The sequence below is a fragment of the Pseudomonas sp. GM50 genome (assembly GCF_000282375.1).
Lineage (GTDB): Bacteria > Pseudomonadota > Gammaproteobacteria > Pseudomonadales > Pseudomonadaceae > Aquipseudomonas.
Genome location: NZ_AKJK01000079.1, coordinates 40,030 through 56,751, shown reverse-complemented (window position 1 = coordinate 56,751; position 16,722 = coordinate 40,030). Strand labels below are relative to the sequence as shown.

Annotated in this window: 15 protein-coding genes; 7 read left to right on the top strand and 8 right to left on the bottom strand. The window is 61.0% G+C overall.

The features are described 5' to 3' along the window. Nucleotides 1–146 precede the first annotated feature (146 nt). From PMI30_RS10170 to PMI30_RS10185, 4 genes are read right to left on the bottom strand one after another with little or no spacing between them, the layout of a single operon-like run. Nucleotides 147–1,460, bottom strand: a complete 1,314-nt coding sequence (locus PMI30_RS10170) for a sensor histidine kinase (RefSeq protein ID WP_008011539.1) — start codon at nucleotides 1,458–1,460, stop codon at nucleotides 147–149. Then, a complete protein-coding gene (locus PMI30_RS10175) occupies nucleotides 1,457–2,125 on the bottom strand; it encodes a response regulator transcription factor (RefSeq protein ID WP_008011538.1) in 669 nt (222 codons plus the stop codon). Before PMI30_RS10175 ends, PMI30_RS10170 begins: the two co-directional genes overlap by 4 nt. A 3-nt stretch (nucleotides 2,126–2,128) precedes the next feature. After that, entirely contained in the window at nucleotides 2,129–2,449 is a 321-nt protein-coding gene (locus PMI30_RS10180; protein WP_008011536.1) for a PepSY domain-containing protein, read from the bottom strand. Next, the gene (locus PMI30_RS10185; protein ID WP_008011535.1) at nucleotides 2,449–2,757 is read right to left on the bottom strand and encodes a PepSY domain-containing protein; all 309 of its coding nucleotides are present in this window, start codon (nucleotides 2,755–2,757) and stop codon (nucleotides 2,449–2,451) included. The genes PMI30_RS10180 and PMI30_RS10185 overlap by 1 nt, the downstream gene beginning before the upstream one ends. A gap of 254 nt (nucleotides 2,758–3,011) precedes the next feature. Between PMI30_RS10185 and PMI30_RS10190 the strand changes: the two genes are divergently transcribed. From PMI30_RS10190 to codA, 5 genes are all read left to right on the top strand, one after another. Continuing rightward, nucleotides 3,012–4,091 (top strand): patatin-like phospholipase family protein, encoded by a 1,080-nt coding sequence (locus PMI30_RS10190; RefSeq protein ID WP_008011533.1) that lies wholly within the window; start codon nucleotides 3,012–3,014, stop codon nucleotides 4,089–4,091. Between the two features lie 75 nt (nucleotides 4,092–4,166). Beyond that, on the top strand, nucleotides 4,167–4,523 hold the full coding sequence (gene queD / locus PMI30_RS10195; RefSeq protein ID WP_003173033.1) for a 6-carboxytetrahydropterin synthase QueD: 357 nt from the start codon (nucleotides 4,167–4,169) through the stop codon (nucleotides 4,521–4,523). A 276-nt stretch (nucleotides 4,524–4,799) separates the two neighbouring features. Further along, on the top strand, nucleotides 4,800–5,630 hold the full coding sequence (locus tag PMI30_RS10200) for an alpha/beta fold hydrolase (RefSeq protein WP_008011531.1): 831 nt from the start codon (nucleotides 4,800–4,802) through the stop codon (nucleotides 5,628–5,630). Between the two features lie 249 nt (nucleotides 5,631–5,879). Then, nucleotides 5,880–7,151 carry a cytosine permease gene (gene codB / locus PMI30_RS10205; RefSeq protein ID WP_008011528.1) on the top strand — a complete coding sequence of 424 codons (1,272 nt, stop codon included), beginning with the start codon at nucleotides 5,880–5,882 and terminating at the stop codon, nucleotides 7,149–7,151. Nucleotides 7,152–7,164: 13 nt separating this feature from the next. After that, nucleotides 7,165–8,409, top strand: coding sequence for a cytosine deaminase (codA, locus tag PMI30_RS10210; RefSeq protein ID WP_008011526.1), 1,245 nt, complete (start codon nucleotides 7,165–7,167; stop codon nucleotides 8,407–8,409). Nucleotides 8,410–8,513: 104 nt separating this feature from the next. Here the strand turns inward: codA and PMI30_RS10215 are convergent, their stop codons facing one another. Further along, nucleotides 8,514–9,503 (bottom strand): diaminopimelate epimerase, encoded by a 990-nt coding sequence (locus PMI30_RS10215; protein ID WP_008011524.1) that lies wholly within the window; start codon nucleotides 9,501–9,503, stop codon nucleotides 8,514–8,516. Nucleotides 9,504–9,671: 168 nt separating this feature from the next. Here PMI30_RS10215 and PMI30_RS10220 point away from each other — a divergent pair, with 168 nt between their 5' ends. Both PMI30_RS10220 and PMI30_RS10225 read left to right on the top strand, forming a co-directional pair. Further along, nucleotides 9,672–10,823: an MFS transporter gene (locus tag PMI30_RS10220; protein ID WP_008011521.1), complete on the top strand. Its 1,152-nt coding sequence runs from the start codon at nucleotides 9,672–9,674 to the stop codon at nucleotides 10,821–10,823. A gap of 92 nt (nucleotides 10,824–10,915) precedes the next feature. Further along, nucleotides 10,916–12,430, top strand: a complete 1,515-nt coding sequence (locus PMI30_RS10225) for a hypothetical protein (RefSeq protein ID WP_008011520.1) — start codon at nucleotides 10,916–10,918, stop codon at nucleotides 12,428–12,430. Nucleotides 12,431–12,487: 57 nt separating this feature from the next. Here PMI30_RS10225 and PMI30_RS10230 read toward each other — a convergent pair whose 3' ends face one another. From PMI30_RS10230 to PMI30_RS10240, 3 genes are all read right to left on the bottom strand, one after another. Beyond that, nucleotides 12,488–14,911, bottom strand: coding sequence for a TonB-dependent siderophore receptor (locus PMI30_RS10230; protein ID WP_008011518.1), 2,424 nt, complete (start codon nucleotides 14,909–14,911; stop codon nucleotides 12,488–12,490). A 97-nt stretch (nucleotides 14,912–15,008) separates the two neighbouring features. Then, on the bottom strand, nucleotides 15,009–15,983 hold the full coding sequence (locus PMI30_RS10235; RefSeq protein ID WP_008011514.1) for a FecR family protein: 975 nt from the start codon (nucleotides 15,981–15,983) through the stop codon (nucleotides 15,009–15,011). Between the two features lie 40 nt (nucleotides 15,984–16,023). Next, nucleotides 16,024–16,524 (bottom strand): sigma-70 family RNA polymerase sigma factor, encoded by a 501-nt coding sequence (locus tag PMI30_RS10240; RefSeq protein WP_032835720.1) that lies wholly within the window; start codon nucleotides 16,522–16,524, stop codon nucleotides 16,024–16,026. Nucleotides 16,525–16,722 lie beyond the last annotated feature (198 nt).

Genomic DNA, 16,722 nt, shown 5'->3' with positions numbered 1-16,722 from the left:
CCACAAAATTTGCAGGCAACACAGATCCAATGTGGGAGCGAGCCTGCTCGCGATAGCAATGGCACATCTAGCATCAAGGTGACTGGCGGACCGTCTTCGCGAGCAAGCCCGCTCCCACAGGTTAAGCGGCGTTCTTTGGATCGGGGTCAGCGTTTGGGGAGCTCGATTGTCACTTTCAACCCGCCCCACTCGCTTTCCTGCAACTTCAATACCCCGCCCCACGTGTCGACGATGTCGCGCACGATGCCCAATCCCAGGCCATGCCCATCCGTCTGTTCATCGAGCCGGGTACCGCGACTGAACACTTGAGCGCGCTGGTCTTCGGGAATGCCCGGGCCATCGTCTTCCACGCTCAACTCAAACCTTTCTGCTGCTTCGACCACGCTTAATCGAACCTCGGCATCCGCCCATTTGCAGGCGTTATCCAGCAGGTTGCCCAGCAACTCCAGCAGATCTTCGCGATCCCATGGCAGTTGCAAACCGGCCGGAGCCCGGTAGCTCAAGTCGAGGTGTTCGCCGTGAATCATGTTCAACGTGGCCAGCAACCCCGGCAGTTCCGCATCGCAATCGAACAACGCCCCAGGCAATGCATCGCCGGACAGCCGGGCACGGTTGAGTTCACGATTGAGCCGCTGCTGAACCTGTTCCAGTTGCGCCTGCATGACTTTGCGCAGCTGCGGGTGAGCATCAAGTTTTTCGCTTGAAACCAGGCTCAACAACACCGCCAGCGGGGTTTTCAACGCATGGCCGAGATTGCCCAAGGCATTGCGCGAGCGCTTGAGGCTGTCTTCGGTGTGTGCCAGCAAATGGTTGATCTGCGCCACCAGCGGTTCCAGCTCCAGAGGCACTTCTTCGTCAAGTTGCGAACGCTGGCCCTGCTGCAACTGGGCGATTTGCTCGCGGGCCTTTTCCAATGGGCGCAAGGCTCGGCGCACGGTGATCCGTTGCAACAGCAATATCAGCAACAGCCCCGCCAGCCCCAACCCGAGGCCGACCTGTTGCATGCGCCGGAAGCTCTCGCGCACCGGGGTATAGTCCTGGGCGACGTTGATGGAAATCGCCTGGCCCAACCGACGGTAGTCCGAACGCAATACCAACAGCTGCTGGCCTTCCGGCCCCAATTGCAGATTGCTATGCAGGCCAGGGTGTTCAAGCTGCGGCAGCTCCTGATCCCATAACGAACGGGAACGCCAATGGCTGTCGGCGAAATCGATACGAAAGTAATGCCCGGAGAACGGTCGTTGATAGGCCGGCGCCAAGTGCCGTTCATCCAGCTGCAACCCCTGCGGGCCACGCACCAGCGCCACCAGCAGGTTTTCACTGTCGTTGCGCAACCCGGCTTCGAGGTAGCGCTGCAAACCCATTTCGAACAGCCACAGGCTGGTTTGCGCCAGCACCAGGCCGACGATCACCATCACGCTGATCAGGCCCAGGCTCAAACGGCGCTGGATCGATCTCACTGGGCTTGCCCGCCGAACAGGTAACCCTGACCGCGACGGGTTTCGATCACGCTGCGGCCGAGCTTGCGTCGCAGGTGGTTGACGTGGACTTCCAGCACGTTGGAATCGCGCTCGGTTTCACCGTCGTAAAGGTGTTCCGCGAGATGGCTTTTGGAAAGGATCTGTTCGGGGTGCAGCATGAAATAGCGCAGCAGGCGAAACTCGGCGGCGGTGAGCTGGATGTCGGCGCCGTCGCGGGTCACGCACTGGCGCCCCTCATCCAGATGCAAACCTGCGGCCTTGAGCGTCGGCTGATTGGCGTGGCCATGGGAGCGGCGTAACAATGCCTGGACTCGCAGGTGCAGTTCTTCGGGGTGAAACGGTTTGCTCAGGTAATCATCGGCGCCGGCCTTTAGGCCTTCGATCCGCTCGGCCCAGGAACCGCGCGCCGTGAGGATCAGCACGGGCGTGGCCAAGCCGCCGGCCCGCCATTGCGCCAGCACGTCGAGCCCCGGCAAACCCGGCAGTCCGAGGTCGAGGATGATCAGGTCATAAGGCTCGCTGCTGCCCTGATACACCGCATCGCGGCCGTCAGCCAGCCAGTCCACGGCGTAACCCTGCCGGTTGAGGCCGGCCATCAATTCGTCGGCCAGCGGCACGTGGTCTTCCACCAGGAGCAAACGCATCGGTCAATCTTCCTTGTCTTTCAGTAAGTGGCCGGTGGTGGCGTCGAGGTCCAGCTCGCGCACCACGCCTTCGGTGGTCAGCAGCTCGACCTCGTAAATGTAGACGTCGTGTTTTTCCTCAAGCTCGGCTTCCAGCAGCTTGGCCCCGGGATAGAGGTCCAGCGCTTGCTGCAAGAGCTGCTCCAGCGGCAGGATCACACCTTGTTGGCGCAGGCGCAGGGCCTCGTCCTGATCCAGGTCGCGGGCCATGACCACCGAGCAAAAAGCCAGGAGCGCCAGCGCCATTCGGCTGCTGGTGCGGCGATTTAAAGAAAACACCTTCATTACGTATCCTGATGATCCTTGAGAACCTGCCCGCCGACAGCGTCCAATTCCAGGTCCCACTCAAGGCCCTGCGGGTCGCGCAGTTCCACCTGGTAGATGTACTTGCCGTACTCTTCTTCAAGCTCGGTTTCGCTGATTTTGGCGCCGGGATGTTTGGCCAATGCCGTGGCGTTGAGCTTCTCGAAGGACACAATGGTACCAGCGTCGCGCAGTCTCAGGGCTTCGTCGGGGCCGAGGTCGCGCGCGTGAGCGATGCTGGCGGTCATGGCGATAATGGAGGCGGTGAACAGGGCAGTCAGGATTTTCATGGGGTGTCTCCGTATTTTTTTATGTGTTGCTACGAGAGCTACCTTAGTGATTCGAACTTAACTGAAACTGAATTGCCATCATTGATGATTGCAACGCGACATTACTGACACACACAAATCCCGGTAGGAGCCAGGCTTGCCGGCGAAGGCGTCCTCGAAATCGCCTTCGCCGGCAAGCCTGGCTCCTACAGATTGTGCGCTGCGCTGTCTGACACGCGCTTATAATCCCCCGCCTGCCAGACATCGAGACCGGTATGACCGCGATCCACATCAAGTTCCCTTCCCTGACCCTCAAGGCCGGCCCGCGGGCCTTGGCGCGCATCCGTGCAAATGGCTTGAGCGCCGCCGATGTGGGCACGTTGCCGGGCGCCGCCGGTGGCCCGAAAGCGTTGGGAATTCAGGGGCTGGATCTGGCGCTGTTCGGCGAATGGCTGCCGGCGGCGCCCCGGGAGCGTTCGCTGATCGGCGCCTCGGTGGGTTCCTGGCGGTTCGCCAGCGCCAGCCTGCCGGATGCCGCCGAAGGCATCCGCCGCCTCGGTCATCTGTACACCGAGCAGAATTTCGCCAAGGGCGTGACCATGGCGCAGATCAGCCAGAGCTCCCAGCGCATGCTCGATGACTTGCTCGACGGCCGCGATGCGTCGATTCTGGAAAACGCCCACTACCGACTGAACATCATGGTGGTCAAAAGCCATGGCCTGCTGGCGGACGATCATCGCGGTCGGCTGGGGCTGGGCCTGTCATCGGTGATCGCCGACAACCTGCGCGGGCGCGCGCGGCTGTCGCGGCATTTCGAGCGGCTGATCATCCACGACCCGCGTCTGGCGCCACCCGTCAACACGCTGAATGACTTCCCGTCGCGCTTCGTTGCGCTGGATGCCGGCAACCTGCGCCAGGCCCTGCTCGCCTCGGGTTCGATCCCGATGGTCATGCAAGGCGTGCGCGACCTGCCGGGTGCCGGCGCCGGGACGTTTCGCGATGGCGGTCTGCTGGATTATCACCTCGACTTGCCCTACAGCGGCAACGACATTGTGCTGTATCCGCACTTCACTGATCGAGTGATCCCCGGCTGGTTCGACAAGACACTGCCGTGGCGCCGCGCCTGTCCTGCGCGCTTGCAGGATGTTCTGTTGCTGGCGCCGTCAAAGGAATATCTGTCGCGCCTGCCCTACGGCAAACTGCCGGACCGTAACGACTTCAAGCGCTTCATGGGCGACGCCCCGAGCCGGCGGAAATACTGGCGCGCGACAATGGATGAAAGCCGCAGGCTGGGTGACGAATTCCTCGAACTGACCGCCAACGGTCGCTTGGGCGAGCGCTTGCTGACCCTTTAGTCAGGACAAGCTGTTAAACTCGCCACCTGCCCATATCGCCGCGGCGATCGCCACCTGACAGAGCTGAACATCACTGTGGAAATCTTCAAAGAGTTTACCTTCGAGTCCGCCCACCGCCTGCCCCACGTGCCGGACGGCCACAAGTGCGGTCGCCTGCACGGTCACTCGTTCAAAGTGGCGATTCACCTGAGCGGCGACCTCGATCCGCACACCGGCTGGATCCGCGACTTCTCGGAAATCAAGGCGATCTTCAAGCCGCTCTACGAGCGTCTGGACCATAACTACCTGAACGACATTCCCGGCCTGGAAAACCCGACCAGCGAAGTGCTGGCCAAGTGGATCTGGAATGAATTGAAACCCCTGCTGCCGGAACTCAGCGCGATTCGTATCCACGAGACCTGCACCAGCGGTTGCATCTATCGCGGCGAATAAACCGATCTAAAGACAACGAAAATCCCCTGTGGGAGATTCTGTGGCGAGGGGGCTTGTCGGAACGCCGCATCGCCCCGTTTGAGTGCGTAGCACTCACAAGATCTTTGGTGTATCAAAGATCTTGGGGCTGCTTCGCAACCCAACGGGGGCAAGCCCCCTCGCCACAGGGCTCCCACAAGGGCAACTGCGTTTCGTCAGTGAATAGAGAAACAGCCTTCAATGGCTGTTTTTTTATGCTTATGCTTCTTGGCTCGCACATGCCAAGAGGACGCTACCATGGCTGACTGGCCGCTGGCTCAGACCTATCGTTTCAACGGGCATTCCGTGCGCTACGCCGTGCGTGGCGACGGTCCACCGTTGGTGTTCGTGCATGGCACACCCTTCTCTTCTTATGTGTGGCACCGGATTGCGCCGCACTTCATCACCACGCACCGGGTGCACTACTTCGATCTGCTGGGTTACGGGCAATCCACACAGCCGGACGGCGATGTGTCGCTGGGCGTACAAAACCAACTGTTGGCGCAACTGCTGGAGCACTGGGGCCTGGAACGGCCAGACGTGGTGGCCCACGATTTCGGCGGCGCCACCGCGTTGCGCGCGCACCTGCTCAATGGCAAGGATTACCGCAGCCTGACGCTGATCGACCCGGTGGCGCTGTCGCCCTGGGGATCGCCGTTCGTACAGCATGTGCGTCAGCATGAAGCCGCGTTCAGTGGAGCGCCCGATTACATTCAGCGGGCGATTGTGCCGACCTACATTCGTGGCGCGATCAAGCGCGAGATTCCCGATCATGAGCTGGCGCCTTATGTGCAGCCTTGGTTGGGAGACCCGGGACAAGCGGCGTTCTATCGGCAGATCGCGCAGATGGATGAACGTTATACCCGCGAGGTCGAAGGGCTGTACCCGACGATTCGCTGCCCGGTGCAGATTCTTTGGGGGAAGGACGATCAGTGGATTCCCATTGAGCGCGGCCAGGCGCTGCATCAGATGATTGCGGGGTCGCAATTTCACGCCATTGCCAATGCCGGGCATCTGGTTCAGGAGGATGCGCCGGAGGCGATCGTTGCGGCGCTGCTGCGGTTTTTACCCCTGCAAAAACCCTCTTGAAAACAGCGCATTTACTGTGGGAGCGAGCCTGCTCGCGATAGCAATGGCACATCCAGCATCAAGGTGACTGGCGGACCGCTATCGCGAGCAGGCTCGCTCCCACATGGGTGCTGTGTTCCTTCAATTGCACCGCTTTCGTGCCCGCCACCCGCTAAATCTCCGTGCTCGACTATAAATAATTACGCCAGCTCAGCTTTGGCACGACCACTGCAATACCCCCCGCGTCCTCCATCCAGCAAGGAACGCCACATGACGCAGAATGATTCGGGCAACGATTACCCCCTCAGCGAAGTCCCGATGCATGCTCGCAAGGGACTTGCCTCCACCGCCATGGTGCTACTGGGTTTCACCTTCTTCACCGCGACCATGTTTGCCGGCGGCAAGCTCGGTGTGGCGTTCAGTTTCGGCGAGATGATGGCGGTGATTATTGTCGGCAATCTACTGCTGGGGATCTACGCCGCGGGGCTGGGCTACATTGCCTTCAAAAGCGGCCTCAACTCGGTGCTGATGGGGCGTTTCTGCTTTGGTGAAGTGGGCAGCAAACTCAGCGACCTGATCCTCGGCTTCACCCAGATCGGCTGGTACGCCTGGGGCACCGCGACGGCGGCTGTGGTGCTGGGCAAGTATTTCGAACTGAGCGAGGGCACGGTTCTGGGGTTGATGGTGCTGTTTGGCCTGGGCTTCTGTGCCACGGCCTACATCGGCTATCGTGGGTTGGAGATTCTGTCGTACATCGCGGTGCCAGCCATGATGTTGCTGCTGATGCTGTCGATGTGGGTTGCGACGGTGAAGGTCGGCGGCCTCGAGGGCTTGCTCGCGGTGGTGCCGACGGGAACGCTGGATTGGTCGACCGCGATTACCCTGGTGTTCGGCACATTCGTCAGCGGTGCGACGCAGGCCACCAACTGGACACGCTTCTCCCGTTCGGCGCGGGTGGCGGTGCTGGCGAGCCTGATCGGCTTCTTCGTCGGCAACGGTCTGATGGTGTTGATCGGTGCCTACGGCGCCATCGTCTATCAGCAACCGGACGTGGTCGAAGTGCTGCTGTTGCAAGGCTTCGCCATGGCCGCGATGGCGATGTTGCTGCTCAACATCTGGAGTACTCAGGACAACACCATCTACAACTTCGCCGTCGCTGGCTGCAACCTGCTGCGCACCGACCGCCGCAAAACCGTGACCCTGGCCGGCGCGGTGATCGGCACGCTGCTGGCACTGCTGGGCATGTACGACATGCTGGTGCCTTACCTGATTCTGCTGGGCACGGTGATTCCGCCGATTGGCGGGGTGATCATGGCGGATTTTTTCTTCCGCTATCGGGGTCACTATCCCCGCCTGGCGGATACGCAATTGCCCGCGTTCAACTGGTCTGGCCTGACTGCCTATGCGGTCGGCACGGTCGCCGCCTTCAACTCGCCATGGGTCGCGCCGCTGGTAGGGATTGCCGCTGCCGCGCTAACGTATGTGTTATTGACCGGCGTACTGGGTGCCCGTACCGCCGACGCGCCACTCCAAGATATATAAGAAGGATTGCCTGATGCACATCATCAACGCCCGCCTGCGTAACCAAGAAGGCCTGCATGAGTTGCACCTGGAAAACGGCTTGATTCACAGCATCGCCCGGCAAACCGAAGCCCCATCACTGGGGCCTGACGACCTGGACGCCGGCGGTAATCTGGTGGTGCCGCCCTTCGTCGAGCCGCACATTCACCTCGACGCCACCCTGACCGCCGGCGAGCCGCGCTGGAACATGAGCGGCACGCTGTTCGAAGGCATCGAGTGCTGGGGCGAACGCAAGGCGACCATCACCCACGAAGACACCAAGACCCGCGCCAAGAAGACCATCCAGACCCTCGCCGCCCACGGCATCCAGCATGTGCGCACCCACGTCGACGTCACTGACCCGGAGCTGACCGCGCTCAAGGCAATGCTCGAAGTCCGCGAGGAAAGCCGTCATCTGATCGACCTGCAAATCGTCGCGTTCCCTCAGGAAGGCATCGAGTCGTACCGCAACGGTCGGGAGCTGATGGAAGAAGCGATCCGCCTGGGCGCCGATGTAGTCGGGGGTATTCCGCATTTCGAATACACCCGGGATCAGGGCGTGAGCTCGGTGAAGTTCCTCATGGACCTGGCCGAACGCACCGGTTGCCTGGTGGACGTGCATTGCGACGAAACCGACGACCCGCACTCACGTTTCCTTGAAGTGCTGGCCGAAGAGGCCCGCAGCCGCGACATGGGTTCACGCGTTACCGCCAGCCACACCACGGCCATGGGCTCCTACGACAACGCCTACTGCGCCAAGCTCTTTCGGCTGCTCGGGCATTCGGGGATCAGCTTTGTCTCCTGCCCCACCGAAAGCATTCACCTGCAAGGACGCTTCGACAGCTTTCCGAAACGCCGTGGCGTGACCCGGGTGAATGAGTTGCTCGAAGCGGGGATGAATGTGTGCTTCGGCCAGGATTCGATTGTCGACCCGTGGTATCCGCTGGGCAACGGCAATATCCTGCGGGTGCTCGAGGCTGGTTTGCACATCTGCCACATGCTCGGTTATCGCAATCTGCAGAGCGCGCTGGATCTGGTGACCGACAACAGTGCCAAGGCCATGAACCTGGGCGATCGCTATGGGCTGGAACAGGGACGGCCGGCGAATCTGCTGATTCTGTCGGCGGACAGCGATTACGAGGTGATCCGCAGCCAGGGGCTGCCGCTGTACTCGGTTCGCGGGGGCAAGGTGTTGATGAAGCGGCAGATGCCGGTGGTGGAATGGGCGGATCAGCTCTGAGTTTTCGCTGACAGTGCGGGCCTCTTCGCGGGCAAGCCTCGCTCCTACAGGGTTAGCGCGGATATCTGTAGGAGCGAGGCTTGCCCGCGAAGGCGATCTTGAATTCAACCCATCAACCGCGCTGTACCAAACAACCTCACCCGACTCAATTCACCATCCACTTCTTCCAGCAAAATCGGCGCCGTGCCGCCAGGCATGACCACCTTCACTGCCCCGGCCGCCACCCAACCCACTCGCCACGCCGCACACGCCACCGCACTGGCGCTGGTGCCCGACGAGGCGGTCGGCCCTTCGCCACGCTCGAACACCCGCGCAACGATTCGGCCCTCGGATTCAAGCATTGCCCATTGCAGGTTCACACCCGCCGGACACGGCTGCCCTGCCCCGGTCGGCATGGCATAGGCAATACGCATCAAGTCTTGCGCCAATGGCGGCTCACGCATCTGCTCATTGCTCGGCAACGCGTCGGCATTCGCCAGCAGCGTCACGCAATGCGGATTGCCGATGCGCACAAACTGGCTCCGGTTCCAGACAGGATCAAGCGCTGACAACGGCTGCACATGGCTGACTTCACGATCATTCAGTGTCACGCGTTCAACCTCGCGCGCGCGCACCGCTTGCGGCCCGAACGAAGGTTTGCCCAAATCCAGCCAGAACCCTTGCACACCATCGATTTCAGCGGGTTTCACTGAAGTCTCCACCGGCGAAACCGCGTCGCTCTTGTCGTGATGAACCCGCAGCTGACAGGCCTCTTTCGGCATCAGCCCTTGTTCACTCAGGGCCAGGGAAAAAATCGTCAGGCCGTTGCCACTGCGCTCGGCCAGGCTGCCGTCGGTGTTGACGATCAGCAGGTCAAACGGCGGCGACGATTGAAACGGCCCCACCAGCAGTCCATCGCAACGATGCGCCTTGCTGCCGGGTGGTTGTGTCCCGGGAGCCCAGCCGCAGAATGCCTCAATGGCGGACATTGCCCAGACTTCACGGGCCTGCGCGGCATCGCTGGCCAGCGCAGGCAATTCGATTCCGTTACCACGCAGGGTGTCAGGCGTCACCACCGCATAGATATTGCCCCGGGCATCGTACATCCGCGTCATGGCGCCCCCTCTCTATGAACAATTGAGTGTCGACGATATCGCGAAACAGCGGCTGGCTGTGCAAGGATGTCACCCTGCCTGACTGCGACCCGCCCGGACGTGATGATCGAACCCTTTGTGGTTGTTCACTGTCCCTTGGGGACGCGACGTTTTTTGCCAAGGATTGATATGACCAACCTCAACACCCAAGCCACCTTCGTCCCCGGACGTCTGGAACAGATGTCCACCCGCATCGCCTTTTTCATCGCAGGCTTCGGCATCGCGGCCTGGGCGCCGCTGGTGCCTTACGCCAAGGCACGGGCCGGGCTGGATGAAGGAACCCTTGGGCTGTTGCTGTTGTGCCTGGGAGTGGGCTCGATTCTGGCGATGCCGATGGCCGGGATTCTGGCGACGCGCTTCGGCTGCCGTCGGGTGTTGAGCGGCGGGACTTTGTTGATCTGTGCGGCGCTACCGCTGTTGGCAACGGTGTCTACGATTCCGGCGTTGATCGCGGCGTTGTTCATGTTCGGCGCGGGCCTGGGCACGGTGGATTCGACGGTGAACCTGCAAGCGGTGATCGTCGAGCGGGCCAGCGGCAAGACCATGATGTCGGGTTTTCATGGGCTGTTCAGCCTCGGCGGGATCGTCGGCGCGGCGGGTGTCAGCGCCCTGCTCGGTTTGGGTTTTTCGCCGCTGGGGGCGATGTTGGTGGTGATCGTGATTCTAGTGTTGGCATTGCTTAAAGCCGCGCCGCACCTGTTGCCTTACGGCAGTGAAAGCTCCGGCCCGGCATTCGCCGTGCCCCATGGCATCGTGCTGTTTATCGGCGGGATGTGTTTCATCGTGTTCCTGGCCGAAGGCGCGGCGCTCGACTGGAGCGCGGTGTTCCTGGCGCAGGAGCGCGGAATCGACACCGCGTATGCGGGGCTGGGTTATGCGGCATTTGCGCTGACCATGACCGTCGGGCGCTTGACCGGCGACAGGATTGTTCGCCGCCTTGGTTATACGCGGGTGATTGTGTTCGGTGGGCTGACGGCCGCGGCGGGCCTGGCACTGGCGACATTCGCACCGGCGTGGGAGGCGGCGCTGGTGGGTTATGCGTTGCTGGGGGCTGGCTGCTCGAACATTGTGCCGGTGCTGTACACCGCCGTCGGCAAACAGACCGTCATGCCGGAAAGCATCGCCGTGCCGGCCATTACCACGTTGGGCTATGCAGGGATTCTCGCCGGGCCTGCGGTGATCGGCTTTATCGCCCATGGCAGCAGTTTGAGTTTTGCCTTTGGGTTGATGGCAGTGTTGCTGGTGGCCGTGGCGATTGGCGGGAAGGTGTTGAAGGTTTAAACACTCAGCACACACCTGTCAGATCTGACAGTAGACACGCTATCTTGTATGCAGCATGTTGAACCCTCGTCCTTTGACTGAGGGAATCGAACATGCACATGCTCGCTGGCTTGGGATCGACCGTTACCCTGATCGGCCTGCTCCAAGGCTGTGCATCGGTCGATTATTTTGATTGGGGCGAAGGCGCCCCCAACTTTGCCCCGGCCGAGCGGCTGTCCAACGCCGAAGGGCGTTACTCCCACTGGCAGGCTATCGGGCGTGTCGAGGTGGACAGCGGCATGACCTGCTCCGGTACGCTCATCGACACGCGAGATCCCGACGCATTGACACAACCGGCCTACGTGTTGACCTCCGGGCACTGCACTCACCCGGAAATAGGCGACAACGAGGTCATCGTCAATCAGCCTGCAACCGGTCGCGTGACGTTCAATTTTTTTCATGACACCCAGACGCGAAGCCGCTCTTACGCTGTCAGCCGGATCAACTGGAGTACTCTGCGTGGCCAGGACATTTCCATCATTGAACTGGATCAGACGCTTGGGCAATTGATCAGCGATGGCATACATCCGCTGAAGCTTGCCGAACACACGCTAACGCCCGACACCGACATTTTAATCGTCGGCGCGCCGGTCGACGGTTTCATCCAGCGCATGGCGTGCAAACAGGAACACTCGGCGGCGATTCTCGAAGGCCCGTGGCGTTGGGTCGGGCAAACGAGCAACCGCTGTCTCGACGTCGTTAACGGGCTCTCGGGTTCACCGCAACTCTCACGCTACAGCAATGAAATCGTGGGCGTATTAGGCACTACTACACGCGGCAGCGGCCGTAATCGCTGCGACAGAGGAGCACCCTGTGAAGTGGTTGATGGCACGGTCGACAAGCACCCCGACACCAACTATGCCTCCGCCGCCGAAGGCCTGAACGGTTGCTTTATCGCGGGCCGCTTCAACTCGCGCCTGGGCACCTGCCCAATGGGCTCCGCCTGGTCTTTCCCCGCGTCATCGCAGTCGAGCGACTACATCAAGGTCGAACGTGACGAGCAGGGCCAGATCGTGCCCTGGCAGTGGCATCAGCCCTTTACCCTGGATGCCCCTTATTACCGATATCGCTACACGCGCACCTTGGCCGATTGCCAGACACTTGATAGCTACAGCCAGGTTCAAGTCACTCAACCGGGCGTCACCAATCAATTGAGTCGCGAACTGAAGGACGGTGCGGGGCTGTATTTTCTTTGCCTTGTCGGCCAACAGCGACCAACGGACGTGCCAGGCCAATGGGAGGGGCGAACCCCCAGTGTGTATTGGCGCTGGCTGATGGAAGCACCGGCACCGTTGACGCCCACCTATAAGATTGAATTGGCCCACGGTAATGATTTTGACATCAGGGTATTTCCGGTTTCACCGGATCTCGCCCCCGATCAGTATCGCTACAAAAACGGACGGGTACAGAACGTCGACTGCGATTCAGCGCAAGGGTATCAACGAGTCTCGGCATCCACCGGGGTGTTTCATGTCTCAGCTGCCGAAGGCCCGCAGAAGGTCTGCGTCAAGGGCGCAGATCTAGCGGGCAATCCGGGGCCGATCATCGATTTCAGGATTCCCGAGTGAACACCTGAACCGGTTATCGCTGAACCGACCCATAGCCGGTTCAGCGCCATCACCGCCTCAGAACCCGACGCTGGCCTGCACAAAGAATGTGCGTGGGGCGCCGACGTACATCCCCGAATTGTTGTCGCTGGAGCGGGTGAAGTACTGCTTGTCGAAAATGTTCTTCACCCCGGCGCCGACTTTCAGGTTCGACAGTTGCGAGCCGAAGTCATAACCGCCACGCACGTTCCAGGTCACGTAACCCGGAATGTCGCCGTACTGGCCGTCTGCTGAACCTTCGGTGATGTAGTTGCCGCTGAAACTGCCATCAGCGTTCACCGCGGTGCCCGGCGAGCGCTGCCTGGACTGGGCAAAGGCATCGAGGTTGTAGGTCCAGCGGTTGATGTCGTAACGCAGCCCGGCGGTGGCCACCTGACGCGAGTAGAACGGTAGGTCGCGGCCCTTGAAGCCTGGAATCTCGCCTTCATAAACCGCGCGTGTGTAGGTGAAACCGGCGTTGGCGGTCAGGCCGTCGAGCCGTGGGTCCAGCGCCGCCATGTCGTAGTGCACCGAGGCTTCAAGGCCCTGGTGCGTGGTGGCGCCGAGGTTGGTCCAGCCCACATCGTTGCTGATGTACTGCAGTTCTTTATCGAAGTCGATGTAGAACAGCGTCACTTCCCCGCCCCACACGTCATCGTTGTAGCGCGTACCGATCTCGTAGGTCTTGGCCTTTTCCGGGTTCAGGCCGTTGGCGGTGTTGTCACCCGAACCACCCTGACCGAGCTGGAAATATTGCAGGCTGCCGAACGAGGTTTCGTAGTTGGCGAACAGCTTCCAGGCCTCGGACATGTGATACATCACGCTCAGGGCCGGCAGCGGTTCGTTGCTGTCGATGCTGCGGCGTTTTTCCTGCACAGGTTTGCCGGCGGTGTCGAGAACCGGCCTGTCGTGCCATTCGGTGCTGATGCTTTCAAAACGGATGCCGGGGGTCACGGTCCAGTTGCCGACGTCGATCTTGTCATCGATGTACACGGCGTGGGCTTCGGTGCCGCCGGTGCGGTCCTGGAACACATGACCATCGGAAGTTTTGGTGACCACCGGCTGATTGTTCACCAACGCCAGACGGCTCGACTCTTCATGCATACCTTCTTTCAGGTAGCGATAACCAACGCTGGCTTCCTGAGTGGTCGGGCCCAGATCGAATACATGGGACACCCGCGGTTCGATGCCGAAGGTGTAGTAAGTGCGCGGATAAGAGCTGAGGGTTTTCTGGTCGCGGGCGGCGATGGTGCTGCCACGGAAGCTGTCGGAATAGTAGGTCAGCACTTCGGCCTGGGTGCGGTCGTCGATCTGCCGAATCCACTTGAAGGACACGTCCTTGCGGCGGCCGCTGAAGTTGTCATGGTCACGGTCGGACTGGAAAGGATCGGCGTCGTACTGCTTCTGCGTCAGGCCACCGGGCATGTCGGCGCTGGCGTCGTAGTAATGGAAATTGAGGCTGAAATCGTCCTGATCGGTGGGAGCCCAATGGGTCTTGAGGATCACGTCGTCGATGTCATTGCTGTTGTTGCTTTTGCGATAACCGTTGCCGTTCACCCCGGAATACAACAGCGCCACGCCCATGCCGTTATCGGCGGTGCCACCGAGAAACGCGGTGTCGATGTGTTTCCAGCCGCCGCGCTGGGTGGTTTCCAGGGTGGTGCCGATTTCGCCGGTGGCCTTCTCCGGGATCGCGCGGGTGACGAAGTTGATCACGCCACCGACGTTCTGCGGCCCATAACGCACCGAACCGGCACCGCGCACCACGTCGATGCTGTCGAGGTTGCCGGAGGAAATCGGCGCCATGGACAACTGCGGTTGGCCATAAGGGGCGAAGGCGGCCGGCACGCCATCGATCAGCACAGTGGAGCGTGGCGACAGGCGCGAGGTCAGGCCACGCACGCCAACGTTCAGGGAAATATCGCTGCCGCCGGTGCCGTTGGCGTCCTGCACTTGCACGCCGGGTACGCGACGCAATACGTCGCCGACGTTCATCGCGCCCTGCTCGACCATCGCTTCACGGCGGATCACCGTACGCGCGCCGGGATGGTTTTGCACCACAGCGGCGTCGGCATCACCGAGCCAGTCGCCGACCACTTTGATGTCGGTCACGCCCAGCTCCAGCGGGCCATTGGCGGCGGAAGTCGGGGCTGGCATCAGGGTCACCGAGCCTTCATCGATCTGGTATTGCAGACCGCTGCCTTGCAGCAATTGGCGCAAGGCTTGTTCCGGCGAGAGATTACCGTCGACTGCCGGGGCTTGTTTGCCGGCCACCAGTTCCGGGCTGAAAAAAACCTGCAGCGAGGTTTGCTGGCCCAGCTGACTCAAGGCCTGGCCCAGTGGCTGCGCCTGAATATGAATGGCATCGGCGGCGAACGCCTGGGGCAGCGCTGAGCTGACCGCCAGGGCGAGAGCGAGGGGCAGCCAGGATGATTTGTTATTTTTAGCGATGGTTTTTTTCACGTCGAACGTTGTCCTGTGGATCGCAAGAGTGTGCGGCTGTTAATGCAAACCAGTTGCAGTTGGACAAGTAGACGAAGAACTCGAAAAAAACCTGAATCTATCGGGCAATTATTTCCTGACTGCCGTCATCGAGGGTCCGTATGGCCACCGGCAGAATGCTCGGCAAGGCCTTGAGCAGTGCGTCGGTGTTGTCGGATTTGAACACACTGGTCAGGCGCAGATTGCCCACTTTGGCGCTGCCGACCGTCAGCGGTTTTTGCCGATAGCGCGACACCTCTTCGGCCACTTCGCTGAGGCTGGCATTGTTGAACACCAGTTTGCCGCTGCGCCATGCGGTCAGTTCTGCAGGGTTGACCGTATAGGCGGCGGCCACCTTCCCCAGTGCATCGACGCGAGTGCCGAGGCCGGCGGTGAGGCTGATGAAATCAGCGCCGTTACCTTGAACCTTGACCGTGCCCTGCTCTACTACGACGCGGGTTTCGGTGCTGTCGCGACGCACGTCGAAACGGGTGCCGGTGACCGTAACCTTGCCGCTGCCCGCCTCGACCACGAACGGTCGACTGCTGTCGTGCTCGACGCTGAACATCGCCTCGCCTTGCGTCAACTCAATGCCGCGACGATCTTTTTCATAGCGCACCTGCACCCTACTGCGGCTGTTCAGATCGATCACCGAACCGTCCGGCAACGCCACATGACGACGCTCGCCAAGGGCCGTGGAATATTCAGCCGTGTAGGTCGCCGGATGGTTCAAGCCACTGAACAGCCCCAGGCCGAGCGCCACCGCCAACACACTGGCGGCCACCGCGTAACGCACCCGTGGATAACGTGTGCGGCGTGCCGGCGGGGTCTCGCACAAGGCGTGCAAGCGCTTGGCCGGCAACAGATCGGCCGCCGCCCACAGGCTCTGGAGCATTTGATATTCGTCGCGATGCTGAGGGTGTTCGTCCCGCCAGATCTCGAAGGCTCGCCGGTCTTCGGCATTGACGGCAGGTTCCTGCAAACGCACAAACCACCGCGCCGCGTCGTCGCGAACCGTTGTTTGCCCGCACGCACAATCACGAGTATCCATCATGGAAAGTCCTGTTTGGCTGGGGATGAGAAGCCGCGGCGAATCATGGTTGCAACCCGTCCAGGCGATCACGGAGGTGCCGCAGGGTGCGGATCATATACTTTTCCACCATGTTCTTGGACAGCCCCAGGCGTTCGGCGATTTCGGCCTGGGTCAGACCTTCGATCTTCTGCCAGACAAACACCTTGCGGCAGTTGACCGGCAACTCGGTGAGCGCCCGTTCAATGGAATCGGCCAACTGGATCGCGTGCATGAAATGCTCCGGGTCGCCGGACGACGACACACTGTGATCGATCGCCTCGGACTCCATGGCACTGCGCCGGTCCTCACGCCGATAACCGTCCACCGCAATGTTGCGCGCGGTCTGGTGCAAATACGCCCGAGGTTGTTGCACCGCCGCCGAATCGGACTCAAGCACCCGCACGAAGGTGTCGTGGGCCAGGTCCTCGGCCTGCTGACGATTTCTCAGGCGACGGGTCCAGGTGCCGATCAACTCTTCGTAATGCTCGAAAAAGCCGTGTCTGCGGGGCAGCTTGGGGGTCATTGCGGTGTGCTGTGGGGAGGAAGCGTGAATAGTAATGCTTCCTATTAAGCAGAAGCAATGCATTCCACCTGCTGGGTAAATCGAGCGTTGGATAACCTCGTCCCATCAGAATAGGTGATCCCACAGTAGATCTTCTGTGAACACAAAATATGTGTACGGCGGTACTCCAATGTGGGAGCGGGCTTGCTCGCGAAGGCG

What these genes read in the sequence shown, in the direction of transcription:
- PMI30_RS10175 (WP_008011538.1), bottom strand. Translation starts at nt 2,125, where the DNA reads ATGCGTTTGCTCCTGGTGGAAGACCACGTGCCGCTGGCCGACGAATTG.
- PMI30_RS10180 (WP_008011536.1), bottom strand. Translation starts at nt 2,449, where the DNA reads ATGAAGGTGTTTTCTTTAAATCGCCGCACCAGCAGCCGAATGGCGCTG.
- PMI30_RS10185 (WP_008011535.1), bottom strand. Translation starts at nt 2,757, where the DNA reads ATGAAAATCCTGACTGCCCTGTTCACCGCCTCCATTATCGCCATGACC.
- PMI30_RS10190 (WP_008011533.1), top strand. Translation starts at nt 3,012, where the DNA reads ATGACCGCGATCCACATCAAGTTCCCTTCCCTGACCCTCAAGGCCGGC.
- PMI30_RS10200 (WP_008011531.1), top strand. Translation starts at nt 4,800, where the DNA reads ATGGCTGACTGGCCGCTGGCTCAGACCTATCGTTTCAACGGGCATTCC.
- codB (WP_008011528.1), top strand. Translation starts at nt 5,880, where the DNA reads ATGACGCAGAATGATTCGGGCAACGATTACCCCCTCAGCGAAGTCCCG.
- codA (WP_008011526.1), top strand. Translation starts at nt 7,165, where the DNA reads ATGCACATCATCAACGCCCGCCTGCGTAACCAAGAAGGCCTGCATGAG.
- PMI30_RS10215 (WP_008011524.1), bottom strand. Translation starts at nt 9,503, where the DNA reads ATGACGCGGATGTACGATGCCCGGGGCAATATCTATGCGGTGGTGACG.
- PMI30_RS10220 (WP_008011521.1), top strand. Translation starts at nt 9,672, where the DNA reads ATGACCAACCTCAACACCCAAGCCACCTTCGTCCCCGGACGTCTGGAA.
- PMI30_RS10225 (WP_008011520.1), top strand. Translation starts at nt 10,916, where the DNA reads ATGCACATGCTCGCTGGCTTGGGATCGACCGTTACCCTGATCGGCCTG.
- PMI30_RS10235 (WP_008011514.1), bottom strand. Translation starts at nt 15,983, where the DNA reads ATGATGGATACTCGTGATTGTGCGTGCGGGCAAACAACGGTTCGCGAC.
- PMI30_RS10240 (WP_032835720.1), bottom strand. Translation starts at nt 16,524, where the DNA reads ATGACCCCCAAGCTGCCCCGCAGACACGGCTTTTTCGAGCATTACGAA.